The organism is Pectobacterium brasiliense (genome assembly GCF_016950255.1).
GTDB lineage: Bacteria > Pseudomonadota > Gammaproteobacteria > Enterobacterales > Enterobacteriaceae > Pectobacterium > Pectobacterium brasiliense.
Window position 1 is genome coordinate 2,125,061 of sequence record NZ_JACGFN010000001.1, and the last position, 12,146, is coordinate 2,137,206.

Here is a 12,146-nt window from a genome sequence, read left to right on the forward strand (position 1 = left end):
TTTGCAACATTTACCTAAAACCCATGAAGGTCGGGAAGAGAAACCGAGGTGCACCGAGGGGATAAAACGTAAGGAGATAAAAGGTAGGCGGCGGTTCAGGCGGTCAATGCATCAGGGATTGGACGCACGCGGAGTACGTTCTCCGTTGCGGTACACGCGCTGGACATCCGCGCCTTTTGAACAAGGAAAATACCCTACCGAACGGACTCGCTGTTGTAGTCTTGCAGGAAATCCAGAAACAGACGCACCATGGGAATGTTCGTGCTGCGCTTTAGATAGCTAATGGCGAAAGTCCTTTTCAGCTGCTCTTCCAGCGGAATAACCGCGACGTCGTAAGCGGTCAGGCTTTTCGCGACAGACGAACAGAGGAAGACCACGCCGGACAGGTTAATCACCAGATCCATAATGATGTCCATGTTGCTGCATTCGCGAAAGTAGCTGGGGTTGATGCCCTGTTGAGTGAAAGATTTGGAAACGGCAGCATGCTCTCCCGTCCCTTTCTGCGGCACGATCAGCTTTTCTTTTACCATCTGCGGCAAGCTGAGCGTCTTACTGTCGGCAAGCGGGTGCGACCTTGCCATCACCGCAACAATGTCATCGATCTGACAAATAGTGTGATGAAACAACGGATCGTTCAGGTACTCATCAAAAGGCGTCGAGAAAGACAGGTGGATCTCACCATTGCGCACCCTTTCCAGTAAATCGGTGCTAACGCCGTCAATGAAAGAGATATCGATATTGGGATAGGCTTTCTGAAACAGGTTAAACATATTGTAGTGATCCAGACGGTTAAAAATCGGAATCACGCCAACCAGCAGCGCACCATCCGTGCTTTCCTCATAGCTGCTGACGAACTGTTCTAGCTCATAATGTTCCTTAATCATCCCCTGAATTTTGTCAGCAAAGATCTTCCCGAATGGCGTCAGAGAAAACTGCCGGGTGGTTCGGTTAATCAGTTTTCTTTCCGTTTCAAGTTCCAGCCGCGCAATCTCCTGCGACAAGAACGCCTGAGAGATATTCAGCGCCTTCGCCGCTTTAGTGAAACTCCCGACCCGGATGAGTTCCTGATAATAAATCACACGCTTTATACTGAACATTGTTTTATATTACGCATCAACTGTCTCGTTTATAACCACCCATAATGACAATTATAGGGATTTGTAAATAATCAAATGTGATTAGATGCACATTTAATTCATGAGAAATAGCGTTAATAGCAGATATAGTCAACTTATTATCAAGGAGAAAATAATTAATCCCAGAAAGAATACTCAAATCATTTTAATAAAGATTCTTTAATATTATTTTTACAAACAAGACATCGTTCATTACAAGACAAATAATTTACATCTCTCTAACAAAAGGACTTAAGATATGGATTATTCGAAAACAGCAAAAATAGGATTAGCAACCTTGGTAATGATGAGTACTACCGCAATCAATGCGGCACAGAATCAACATGAAATCACCGTAAAGCAGGAAACCACCTCGGTGAAGTTAATCTCTGACGTCGTTTATTCTCAGGTATCGATGCGTGGCTACCCTAACGTCGCATTAAAAATGGATATCCTTCAGCCTGAAGCGAAAACCGCGCTTCCGGTTGTATTATTCATTACTGGCGGCGGCTTCATTAACGCCAATAAAGATAATTATCTGCAACAGCGCCTTAGCATTGCCGAAGCGGGCTATGTGGTTGCCAGTATGGAATACCGTGTCGCCCCTACCGTCCTTTTCCCCGCGCCGCTGGAAGATGTAAAATCTGCTATTCGCTATCTGCGCGCCAATGCGAAAAATTTGGTATCGACGGCCAGCATGCTGCGGTTTTCGGTGCATCAGCAGGAGGCTATCTGGCGGCGTTTTCAGGGGTAACAAATGGCTCAAAAGCCTACGATAAAGGTGATCACCTCGACCAAAGCAGCGATGTCCAGGCCGTCATTGATTTCTATGGCTTATCCGACCTGACGCTTGTCGGTGAAGGCTTCCCTGACGATGTCGTTCAGAAACACGCATCACCTTCCGCGACAGAAGCTATCTGGGTCAACGGCACCGCAGTATTTAATGAAGGGGGCGCGATTACCCGCTATCCCGATAAAGCAGCAGCGGCTAACCCGATTAACTTTATCAGCGGCACCACACCGCCGTTCCTGATTATGCATGGCACAAACGATACCTCGGTCTCTCCACGCCAGACCGAAAGACTGCACCAGGCTCTGACGGCGAAAAATATCGAATCCACCTACTACAGCGTTAAAGGTGCCGAGCACGGCGGGCCGCATTGGCTACAGCCTGAAATCATGAAAATTACCGTGGGCTTTCTTGATAAACACCTAAAACCTTAATACCCGTTTACGGTTTTTAGTATATCCCTCTATTATTTTGTTAAACAAACGTTAGTGCTAAATACGCACTAACGTTTTTTATTTGTTACGAGAAAAGTCATTATCCATTTTACCCCCATTTATTACTCACATAAAAAATCGATAATCTGACACACATCAATTATTCGTTTTCATCACAAAAAAAAACAGCAGTTTGCATCCATATAATAGAAACACAATTTCTTAAGCGAGCGAGAAAAATAACAATGCATTTATAACAAATCGACATTTGTTATATACGGACCTACAAAAAAATAAACGTGACCAACCGCACAATTAATCGTTAATGCCCATGCTCCAATAAAACCACAATAACAACGTGGCCTACTGATTATTTTCATCGTAATAACGGAACACTATTCCCTATTAGCGCCACACTGCGAAATATTAACGCTATTGCTGGATTAATCCTATCTGGCGTTCGCGCGGCTATCACCCCAATGTGAAGATTTATAATATGGAAGAATTATCTCGCCGTCGTTTTATTGCTTATATGGGGGGAACGATTGCCATTAGTGGGCATATCGGTCTCGCACAAGCGCAAAATGAACCTGAAAAAACGCAGGGTAAATTAGCGGTTAAATATGGTTTATTGCATAACGAAATGCGCTGCATCGGCTGCAAAGCCTGTATCAAGGCCTGTAAAGAGACCAATAACGTGCCCGATGGCGTAACTCGGCTGGATATACTGCAAACCGTGGATATTCCTGCCGTCGAGAAAACGCGCGCCATTAAGCAATTTTTCCGTAAATCCTGTCAGCATTGTGAGAACCCGCCCTGCGTTGCGGTCTGCCCAACGGGAGCCTCCTTCAAAGACGCGCTCACCGGTATTGTCGACGTCAACGATAAACGCTGCGTGGGCTGCCGCTACTGCATTGCCGCGTGTCCTTACCATGTGCGTTTCATCAACCCGGTCACGAAGACGGCAGACAAATGTAACTTTTGTCGGGAAACCAATCTGGCCGCCGGGAAGCAGCCCGCCTGCGTCGAAATCTGCCCCACCAAAGCCCTGGTATTTGGCGATCTCAACGATCCTGAAAGCAACATTGCCAAGATGATCGCGAGCAACGCGACCTACCGCTCCAAGGTCTATTTGGGCACAGAACCCCAGCTCTACCGTATGCCGGGGAAACGAGGAGCAATCGACAATGCATAATGCCTTCACGTTCGACACGCTGGTATGGGATTGGCCCATCGCCGTTTATCTTCTTCTGGTCGGCATTTCAGCGGGAATGGTGTCGCTCTCAATGCTCCTCAGGCACTACGTTCCCAGCGAATATCGCGGCAGCAATCGCGTCATCAAAGCCACGGCCATCGTGGCACCGCTCGCCGTGATCCTCGGGCTGGTGATTCTGATTTTTCACCTGACTCGCCCACTGACCTTTTGGTATTTGATGGTCTTTTACAACCCGACCTCCATCATGTCGCTGGGTGTGATGCTGTTTCAGGTGTATTTCGTCGTGATGCTGTTATGGATCATCACGCTTTATCATGATGGATGGCTGACGCAGCTTGAGACCGTCTGGCACCGGCCCGCTCTGGCTGCGCGAGCGCGTAAGTTAACGACGACGATCGTCAAAAGGGCTGCGGTGATTGAAAACCTGCTGCTGGTACTGGCGATCCTGCTCGGCTGCTATACCGGCTTTCTGCTGTCCGCGCTGAAATCGTTCCCGCTCTTGAATAATCCCGTTCTGCCCGTCCTGTTTCTGGTATCTGGCACCACCTCCGGCATTGCTGTCATGCTGCTGGCCAGTGCATGGGGTCGCAATACGTCGGGGCATTCACGCTCCCTGCATTTCATCCACCGCGTAGAAACACCTGTGGTGTATGCCGAACTGTTCCTGCTGTTCGCGTTCTTTATCGGGCTGCTGCTTGGTGGCGGGCAAAAGGTTGTCGCCGCGCAGACCGCGCTCTCGGGTTTCTGGGGCGGTGTATTCTGGATTGGCATTATCGGCATCGGCATTGTGATCCCATTCATTGCCAATCAGGTGCGCAAGCCTTCCGCCCATTCCGGCAAAGGCCAGCTGATTACGTTAGCCGCCATGAGCCTGTTCGGCGTGTTCCTGCTACGACTGTTCGTGCTTTATGCCGGACAAATGACGGTGGCCTGAATGAATACGTCATGGGTCTTATTCTGGATTGCCTCGGCCACCTTTTTCATGCAATCCCTGGATACCACCATGGTGTATGTCGCCATCCCCGCCATTGCCCAGTCGTTACACCAGCCGGTATTGCATATGGAAACGATCGTGATCTCCTACATTGTCACGGTCGTCGCGTTTACGCCGGCCAATAGCTGGCTGGCGGAACGGCTAGGGGAACGGAAAACCTACCAGATCGCGATTGCCATTTTCACGCTCGGTTCCCTGCTGTGCATGACGGCAACCACACTCGGCAGCTTAAGCGTTTTCCGCTTTATTCAGGGCATCGGCGGTGCGCTCATGCTGCCCATCATCAGAACCGTGATATTGCGCACCACGCCGCAGAAGCTGAAATTACGCTTCCTGAATCGGGTGACCTTATTGGGATTACTCGGCACCCTGATCGGCCCCGTTTTCGGCAATATGCTGGTTAGTTTTCTCTCGTGGCAGGCTATATTTCTCGTTAATATCCCGCTGGCTTTACTCTGCTTTTTCCTGGCAACCCGATATATTCCTGTTGGTGCCATAAAAGAGACAACCCGCACGGGTGCCTATGAAGTCGCCTTTCCCATTTTGATGTTATTTCTCGTGGCCTTCATGTTAACCACCGCCACGAAAAATATATTGCCAACGTTCGTCATGCTATTCCTGTCTTGCAGCACGCTGGGCTTGGTATTTATTTACTATCGGCAGCACCTCATTGCAGAGACGGCATTATTCCCTCGCGCCCTGTTTGGCATCAGAACCTTTTCTGTCGGCGTTATTGGCGGCATCGTGACGCGTACATTACTGGCATCAATTCCTGTCGTATTGTCGCTAATGCTGCAAACGACGCTGGCCTGTAAACCCGTGGAGACCAGCCTGATTCTGCTGCTCTTTTCCAGCGGTGCACTGTTGTCAAAACTGCTGTTCGAACCGCTGGTAAAGCGTATTGGCTACCGTCGACTGTTGATGCTGACAACCAGCGTAACCTCGCTGTGTATCCTCGCGCTGAGCGTTGCCGTGCAAGAGAAATCGATGCTGCTTATCGGCATCATCGCCATGCTGTTAGGCGTGCTGATCTCGACCTTATATTCAGCAGAAAGCACGCTGGCCTTTAGCAACCTGAATAACAGTACGTATCACAGCGGTAATAATCTGCTGACCATTAGCCAATTACTTTCCGTCATGCTCAGTATGACGCTGACGTTTCCGGTATTACGTTTTCTTTCTCAGTTTGAAATCCTCTTCAACCTTAATCACTTCAGCCTGTTGTTTTTATTACTCGGCATTGGCTTACCCATTTGCTGCCTGATATTCAAGCCCCTCAATAACGACGACGGCCATCACTTTATTCATGGGAGATAGCGTTATTTATGGGAGATAAATTGGTTACTCACCGTATTCATTCAAAAACTACTGGAACTATTGATATGAAAATCTGCTCAGGAGTCCTTCCACTCTGCCTGTTATTCACAATCGGAACCGCAGTTGCGCAAGAAGGGAATTTTAAAGCTGGCACCTATTCCGCCGCAAGACAGGGGATCGGCGGGGACGTCACCGTTACGCTCGATATTGATGCGCAGGGGAAAGTCCTCAAATCGACGATTGATGCCCCGGAAGAAACGCCGGAAGTCGGCGGGGAAGCCGCCATCGAACTCGCCAAAACCATGACCGAAAAGCAGAGCATTCAGGTTGATGGCGTGTCCGGCGCCACGATGACCAGCGGTGCAGTGAAAGAAGCGGCGGAAGACGCGTACTCACAGGCTAAAGCAAATTAATCCCGTTGGTTCTCCACACGCAGCACGACTGCATTGTAAGAATACGAATGACATTAAGGAAAACATCATGACACGCTTCAGAAAAAGTGTACTCGCGACGCTCTGTCTCTCGATGATGGGCTGGTCTACCGCGCAGGCGGCAGACGCGGCAAAGCCGGAAATCCCAAAAAGCGCGGATATCGTTATTATCGGCGCGGGTGCGGCGGGCACGTCGGCAACGATGGCCGCCGCAGAGAAAGGGGCGAAAATTGTCTTACTGGAAAAACAACCCATCGTTGGCGGCACGGGTAACTTTGCCGAAGGTATCTTCGCCGCCAACAGCAGCCTGCAGAAACGTCAGGGGATTGTGGTCACGCCCGATATGGCCTTTAAGACCATCATGGATTACAGCCACTGGATGGCTAACCCCTTCGTGGTGCGCGCTTTCGTCAACCGCTCGGCGGACACGATTGAATGGGTGAAATCGAAAGGCATCAAGTTTGAATACATCGGCCCCGGCGGCCCTGGCGGCATGTTGACCTGGCATGTGATCGACGGCCCCGGCCACGGTCGCCACCTGATCAAGACATTCCACGAGCAGTTTAAAAGCATGGATGTCACCACGCTGGTGAAAACGGCGGGCAAAGATCTGGTCGTGAAAGACGGTAAAGTCACGGGCGTTATCGCACAGGATAGCGACGGCAACACCGTTCAGATAGACGCCAAGGCCGTCATCATCGCGACCGGCGGCTATGCCAACAATAAAGAGATGCTGCAAAAATACGCCGCCTTCCCTGACACCATCATGGTCGGTAACGTCGGTAAAGACGGCGACGGAATTAATATGGCCTGGAAAGCGGGTGCCAAACCGGACGGTCTGGGCCTGCTGCAAGCCTATCGCCCCGGCCTGCCAGACTACGCCCCGAACTCTCACCTGCTGGCCGCCGCGCGTCAGCCCTATCTGTGGGTTGACCAACACGGCCGCCGCTTTACCGATGAATCCAACGTCATCATCTGGCCGCACTCCGGCAACGCGCTGTCAAAAGCGGGCGGCATTATGTACTCCATTTTCGATGAAACCTCCCGTAAGCATTACGTCGAAGACGGCATTGACGTGCCGATTGGCGAATGGGTGATCGCCAATACCAAGCTGACGAAATTTGATAGCGAATTTACGAAGGAAAGTCAGAAAAATCGCGGCTTCGTCTTCAAATCCGCCACCATCGACGGGCTGGCGAAAGAGATGGGCGTTGATGCGAGCGTGCTGAAGCATACGCTGGAAGAAAACAACAAGTTTGCGACGCAAAAGCGGGACGACGTGTTTAACAAAAACATGGATTACCTGCGTCCAGTCAAAACCGGCCCATTCTATGCGGTGAGAATGCAGCCTGCCGCGCTGGGCACACTCGGCGGCGTGAAGATTGACGAAAAAATGCAGGCAATCGATAAATCCGGTGAGGTTATTCCGGGCCTGTACGTCACGGGTAATGATGCTGCCGGCATGTATGGTGACACCTATGACCTGCTGTTAGGCGGCGGCACGTTTGGCTTTGCGCTCAACTCCGGTCGTATCGCGGCAGAAAGCGCCCTAGATTATATGAAGTTCAGCAAGAAATAAGCGCCAGCGCTTAAGCCTGATGCCGATCGTTTGAGCATTGAGAGATACGGGGCGACCACCGGAGAAGCATCCCTGTGGTTCCCCTATCCAGCTTTACGAAACGTCAGGTTAAAACGGCATTCATCAGGTATCCCTTCCGGCATTATGCCGCTTTTCAACGGCAGAATGCCGTGAAAATAGAGCCGCGATTCTCCGCCCCAGACCACCACATCGCCATGCGTCAGCGCAACACGCTGCGCTTTATCACTGCGCGCCATGCCGCCAAACAGGAATGTCGCGCTGAGCCCCAGCGAGACGGACACGATTGGCTGATGAAAATCCCGTTCGTTTTTATCCTGATGCAGAGACATGCGCGTGCCGACATCATAGCGGTTGATGAGGCAGGCATCCGGTTCAAAATCAGCAAAACCCGCTTCGCTCGCCGCCTGCTGTGCCAGCCGGGAAAAAACCTCTGGCATAGAGGGCCACGCCTCTCTGCTCAGCGGATCCTGTGCGGTATAACGATAGCCGTGTTCATCCGTCACCCAGCCAAGTGGCCCACAGTTGCTCATCGCCACCGACATCACAAAGCCGCCCGGCGTCACCATATTCCGCAGCGGCGCTCGCGCGGTGACGGCCTTCAGCGCCGTAAGCAACGCCGGAGCATCGTCATAGGCGCGACCACGCAGGACGAGCGCGCCTGGAGCCAGCGTTTCCGTCCAGCGACGCGGCGCTTCATCGGCAAATAAATCAAAATTCACGATGACGATTCCCCTTGTGGATCCGTAGCCAAGTCTTTCTCCACTAATTCTTTCTCCAACAGGGCGCGTTTACGCACGACGCCCCAACGATAGCCAGATAGCGCGCCGTCATGCCGCACCACGCGATGACAGGGAATCGCCACCGCCAGCCGATTCGCGGCACAAGCCCCCGCGACAGCACGCACGGCGGCCGGCGATCCAATGCGCTCAGCGACGTCACGGTAGCTCAGCGTTTCTCCAGCCGGAATCGTCCGTAGCGCCTGCCAGACTCGTTGCTGGAATACCGTGCCGCGAATATCCAGCGGCAGCGTCAGCCCAATTGCAGGATCGTCAACAAACCCGACAACCTGCGCCATGCGTTGTTCAAATGCCGCATCGCCGCCGATCAGCTGTGCGTTAGCAAACATCTCCTGAAGCGAGTTGAGCAAAGAGTCAGGATCGTCTCCCAGCAGGATCGCGCAGATCCCTTTCTCGCTTTCCGCCACCAGCACCTCGCCGAGTGAACAGCGGCCAACGGCAAAGCGGATCGCCATCCCTTTTCCCCGATTCTGAAACGCCGTCGGCGTCATCCCTAAATGTGCGCCCGCTTCGGCATAAAAGCGCCCGCTGGCATCATAGCCCGCTGCGGCAATCGCAGCGGTCACCGTGCCGCTATCAGCCAACTGTTCACGCAGCTGCCAATGACGATGGGCGCTGGCATACTGTTTGGGCGTCAGACCGGTTATGGCTTTGAACACGCGATGAAAATGGAATGCGCTTATCCCCACGGCCTGAGCCAGCACCGCCAGCGTCGGCTGATGCTCCGACTGCTCAATCATCCGGCACGCGTGGGCAATCTGCTGTGCCTGCTGTTCCTGCCGCGAGAGCGTTCCCTGACGACAGCGTTTACACGGACGGAAACCCGCCGCCTGCGCCTCGTCGGCCGTCGCGAAGAACACCACATTTTCACGCCGGGGCTGACGTGATGCACAGGAGGGCGCACAGTAAATCCCCGTGGTTTTCACCGCATAGATAAAGCAACCGTCAGCCGCTTGATTGCGCGTCACTACCGCCTGCCAGCGCGAGTCAACATCCTGAAACGGCGTATCACTCAGCATCGTATCGTTACGCATTTGTACACCTCACTCCAATCTCGGCATTACTGCCAACCTTACTATTACTGAAAGTCATACGATGCGCTAACGCTAAACCGAAGCGACCTTACGCACACGTCCTACTCTTGCTTTTTCATTCGGCGCGCCCCGATGTTGCTATTTCCATCGACATTACCGGTTACTTTTTGAACAAACCTGTGATGCGAATACATGGTACACGGTGAGGCTCAGGTTTTTTTCTCTGCAATCAGGGGGCAATATGAGCGACAGTAAAGTTCACTGGAATGGCGGTTTGCATGACGATGCAGTGCAGATTATGTCACACGATGGAGGAATCATCGTTTCGCCCACCAAGGTGGGTTACATCATCATGGCTTCAGATAAGGCCGGGCTGGAACGAAAATTTGATGCCAAACAGCGCAGCCGAAGCAAGCCGGGTGTCGTGCTGTGTGGATCTATCGCGCAGTTAAAAGCGCTGGCGCAGCTAAACCCAGAAATCGAGCAGTTATATCAGCGCCATTGGGATGCCGACGTACTGCTGGGCTGCATCCTTCCCTGGCACGACAGCGCATTAGTGCGTATCCCCAAAGACGGCTCGAAAGCGCTGATGATGGACGATCGCAAAACCAGCTGTTTCGTGATTAAGTTCGGTACACCGAGCGAAATCCTCACGCAGGAGCTGTGGGAAAAGTACGGCAAATTAACCTTTGCCAGTTCAGCTAATCCGTCAGGCAAAGGAAACCGGGGCGAGGTAGAAGGTATCGGTGAACGGATCAGTGCCTTTGCCGATCTGATTATCGAAGCCGATGATTACGTGAAATCTATCCAGCCGAATAAGTCCCATGACACACGCTATGAGCAAGGCGTGATGGTGTCGATGGTGGATACAGACGGTCAGCTGATACCGGAACAGAAAGGGAGACGGAGCGTATATCCGTGCCCGGCGCTGATACGCAAAGGGCTGGATGTGGACAAGGTGATGTCGCTACTGTCTGATACCTTCACCACCTGGGACTATCGCCACGGCGAGTATTATTAACGCGTAACAGCGGCATAACCTGCCGCTGAAATATCCGTTCTAGCCGTTCCCACGACAGCGTGTATCCCCCCTCGCCACGTCTTGCTTTTTCATCCGAATAGCCCTTTCCACATGGCGCGCCATGCAGCAATCTCCTATGCTCGTTTTCTGCCCTTTGCATTCTCATCACGGAAGCCGTTTATGCCATCCCATCCGCCGTTGGATTTCACGCAGCAGGCCAAAACCCATCTCAGCGCCATCAATGCGCGCTGGGCCAGCCTGATCGAACAGATTGGCGACTGTCGCCATCAGACCGCGCCACATCGAGAACCCTATGAGGCGCTGATGCGTGCCGTTGCCTATCAGCAGCTAACGACGCGTGCCGGAGATGCGATGGTCGCGAAACTCCTGCGGGTACATGGCGATGTCTTTCCCACCCCGGAACAGATACTGGCCTGCTCCACCGACACGCTACGGCAGTGCGGTTTTTCCGCCCGCAAAGCGGATACGCTGCACGGCATCGCACAGGGTGCGCTGAGCGGCCTCGTGCCCAGCCTCGAACAGGCCGCAGAGAGGGATGACGACACGCTTATTCAGCAGTTGACGTCGCTCAAGGGGATCGGACGCTGGACGGTCGAAATGTTTTTGATTTATTCACTGGAACGCACCGATATCATGCCGCTCGACGATCTCGGTATTCGGCAAGGGTTACGCTATGTTTATGATTTGCAGGATATGCCGAAACCGCGCGAGTTACAGGCACTGAGCCTGCACTGTCAGCCTTATCGCACGGTGGCATCCTGGTATTTATGGCGAGCGCTTGAGCTACCGGCGTATCAGAGCTTTAAGCTGACACACCGGTAACACGCAGCATTACCGCAGACGAGAACTGGTCGATACCTGCTGAACATGACGACGGCGATTCATAATGCGCTCCCGCAGCGTATCGTAGGCCCAGTTATACACCACGGTGTACGGCAGGAAGAACAGGAAGAAGCCGATCTCCACCATCAGCGCCTGCCACAGCGTGACGTTCAGCATCCATGCCGCCAGCGGCAAACCAATCAGGATAAAGCCGCCTTCAAACCCCAGCGCGTGAGCGATACGAATCGGCAGCCGACGTTTAACGCGATCCGCAGGCCACAGGCGATCGAATATCGAGTTGTAGATCATATTCCAGATCATCGCGACGCTGGACAGCATGATGGCCAGTGCCCCCATATCGAAGAGCGGCTTATTCAGCAGCCAGGCGCCCGCTGGCGCACAGATCGTCAACGCGATCAGTTCAAAGCCCACCGCATGGTATACACGTTCACGTAAGGTTTTGCTGGTTTTGTTCTGCATAACACATTCACTTTTATTTATTGCACGTTGCTGGTCAATTTTCGCCATGACCATGGATGGCATCGTATTACGGC

At 52.4% G+C, this 12,146-nt stretch carries 12 protein-coding genes and 1 pseudogene; 9 read left to right on the plus strand and 4 right to left on the minus strand.

All coding sequences use genetic code 11. The annotated features are described in order from the left end of the window. Positions 1 to 194 precede the first annotated feature (194 nt). Positions 195 to 1,097, minus strand: coding sequence for a LysR family transcriptional regulator (locus H4F65_RS09490; RefSeq protein ID WP_010285936.1), 903 nt, complete (start codon positions 1,095 to 1,097; stop codon positions 195 to 197). A gap of 463 nt (positions 1,098 to 1,560) precedes the next feature. Here H4F65_RS09490 and H4F65_RS09495 point away from each other — a divergent pair. The 7 genes and pseudogenes from H4F65_RS09495 to H4F65_RS09520 form a co-directional block, all read left to right on the plus strand. Further along, positions 1,561 to 2,153, plus strand: a pseudogene (locus H4F65_RS09495) (alpha/beta hydrolase fold domain-containing protein); the annotation flags it as partial. Next, complete coding sequence (locus tag H4F65_RS22220) at positions 2,151 to 2,339, plus strand: alpha/beta hydrolase family protein (protein WP_476739461.1); 189 nt, start codon at positions 2,151 to 2,153, stop codon at positions 2,337 to 2,339. The pseudogene H4F65_RS09495 and the gene H4F65_RS22220, both read left to right, overlap by 3 nt. A gap of 496 nt (positions 2,340 to 2,835) precedes the next feature. Beyond that, complete coding sequence (locus H4F65_RS09500; RefSeq protein ID WP_010285933.1) at positions 2,836 to 3,534, plus strand: 4Fe-4S dicluster domain-containing protein; 699 nt, start codon at positions 2,836 to 2,838, stop codon at positions 3,532 to 3,534. Further along, positions 3,527 to 4,489, plus strand: coding sequence for a cytochrome c nitrite reductase subunit NrfD (gene nrfD, locus H4F65_RS09505; RefSeq protein WP_010285931.1), 963 nt, complete (start codon positions 3,527 to 3,529; stop codon positions 4,487 to 4,489). Before H4F65_RS09500 ends, nrfD begins: the two co-directional genes overlap by 8 nt. Beyond that, positions 4,490 to 5,866: an MFS transporter gene (locus H4F65_RS09510; protein WP_010285929.1), complete on the plus strand. Its 1,377-nt coding sequence runs from the start codon at positions 4,490 to 4,492 to the stop codon at positions 5,864 to 5,866. A gap of 65 nt (positions 5,867 to 5,931) precedes the next feature. Then, positions 5,932 to 6,279, plus strand: coding sequence for an FMN-binding protein (locus H4F65_RS09515; protein ID WP_010285927.1), 348 nt, complete (start codon positions 5,932 to 5,934; stop codon positions 6,277 to 6,279). 67 nt (positions 6,280 to 6,346) lie between these two features. Continuing rightward, positions 6,347 to 7,876, plus strand: coding sequence for an FAD-dependent oxidoreductase (locus H4F65_RS09520; RefSeq protein WP_010285925.1), 1,530 nt, complete (start codon positions 6,347 to 6,349; stop codon positions 7,874 to 7,876). A gap of 83 nt (positions 7,877 to 7,959) precedes the next feature. Here the strand turns inward: H4F65_RS09520 and alkB are convergent, their stop codons facing one another. Both alkB and ada read right to left on the minus strand, forming a co-directional pair. Then, a complete protein-coding gene (alkB, locus tag H4F65_RS09525; protein ID WP_010285923.1) occupies positions 7,960 to 8,616 on the minus strand; it encodes a DNA oxidative demethylase AlkB in 657 nt (218 codons plus the stop codon). Then, positions 8,613 to 9,728, minus strand: a complete 1,116-nt coding sequence (gene ada / locus H4F65_RS09530; protein WP_010285922.1) for a bifunctional DNA-binding transcriptional regulator/O6-methylguanine-DNA methyltransferase Ada — start codon at positions 9,726 to 9,728, stop codon at positions 8,613 to 8,615. Before ada ends, alkB begins: the two co-directional genes overlap by 4 nt. A gap of 241 nt (positions 9,729 to 9,969) precedes the next feature. Here ada and H4F65_RS09535 point away from each other — a divergent pair, with 241 nt between their 5' ends. After that, positions 9,970 to 10,749: an L-threonylcarbamoyladenylate synthase gene (locus H4F65_RS09535; protein ID WP_010285921.1), complete on the plus strand. Its 780-nt coding sequence runs from the start codon at positions 9,970 to 9,972 to the stop codon at positions 10,747 to 10,749. A 180-nt stretch (positions 10,750 to 10,929) separates the two neighbouring features. Continuing rightward, on the plus strand, positions 10,930 to 11,592 hold the full coding sequence (locus H4F65_RS09540; protein WP_010285919.1) for a DNA-3-methyladenine glycosylase family protein: 663 nt from the start codon (positions 10,930 to 10,932) through the stop codon (positions 11,590 to 11,592). A 9-nt stretch (positions 11,593 to 11,601) separates the two neighbouring features. Here H4F65_RS09540 and H4F65_RS09545 read toward each other — a convergent pair whose 3' ends face one another. After that, positions 11,602 to 12,072, minus strand: a complete 471-nt coding sequence (locus H4F65_RS09545) for a multidrug/biocide efflux PACE transporter (protein WP_039313974.1) — start codon at positions 12,070 to 12,072, stop codon at positions 11,602 to 11,604. Between the last annotated feature and the right edge of the window lie 74 nt (positions 12,073 to 12,146).

What these genes read in the sequence shown, in the direction of transcription:
- H4F65_RS22220 (WP_476739461.1), top strand. Translation starts at nt 2,151, where the DNA reads ATGCATGGCACAAACGATACCTCGGTCTCTCCACGCCAGACCGAAAGA.
- H4F65_RS09520 (WP_010285925.1), top strand. Translation starts at nt 6,347, where the DNA reads ATGACACGCTTCAGAAAAAGTGTACTCGCGACGCTCTGTCTCTCGATG.
- nrfD (WP_010285931.1), top strand. Translation starts at nt 3,527, where the DNA reads ATGCATAATGCCTTCACGTTCGACACGCTGGTATGGGATTGGCCCATC.
- H4F65_RS09535 (WP_010285921.1), top strand. Translation starts at nt 9,970, where the DNA reads ATGAGCGACAGTAAAGTTCACTGGAATGGCGGTTTGCATGACGATGCA.
- H4F65_RS09490 (WP_010285936.1), bottom strand. Translation starts at nt 1,097, where the DNA reads ATGTTCAGTATAAAGCGTGTGATTTATTATCAGGAACTCATCCGGGTC.
- ada (WP_010285922.1), bottom strand. Translation starts at nt 9,728, where the DNA reads ATGCGTAACGATACGATGCTGAGTGATACGCCGTTTCAGGATGTTGAC.
- H4F65_RS09500 (WP_010285933.1), top strand. Translation starts at nt 2,836, where the DNA reads ATGGAAGAATTATCTCGCCGTCGTTTTATTGCTTATATGGGGGGAACG.
- H4F65_RS09545 (WP_039313974.1), bottom strand. Translation starts at nt 12,072, where the DNA reads ATGCAGAACAAAACCAGCAAAACCTTACGTGAACGTGTATACCATGCG.
- H4F65_RS09515 (WP_010285927.1), top strand. Translation starts at nt 5,932, where the DNA reads ATGAAAATCTGCTCAGGAGTCCTTCCACTCTGCCTGTTATTCACAATC.
- H4F65_RS09540 (WP_010285919.1), top strand. Translation starts at nt 10,930, where the DNA reads ATGCCATCCCATCCGCCGTTGGATTTCACGCAGCAGGCCAAAACCCAT.
- H4F65_RS09510 (WP_010285929.1), top strand. Translation starts at nt 4,490, where the DNA reads ATGAATACGTCATGGGTCTTATTCTGGATTGCCTCGGCCACCTTTTTC.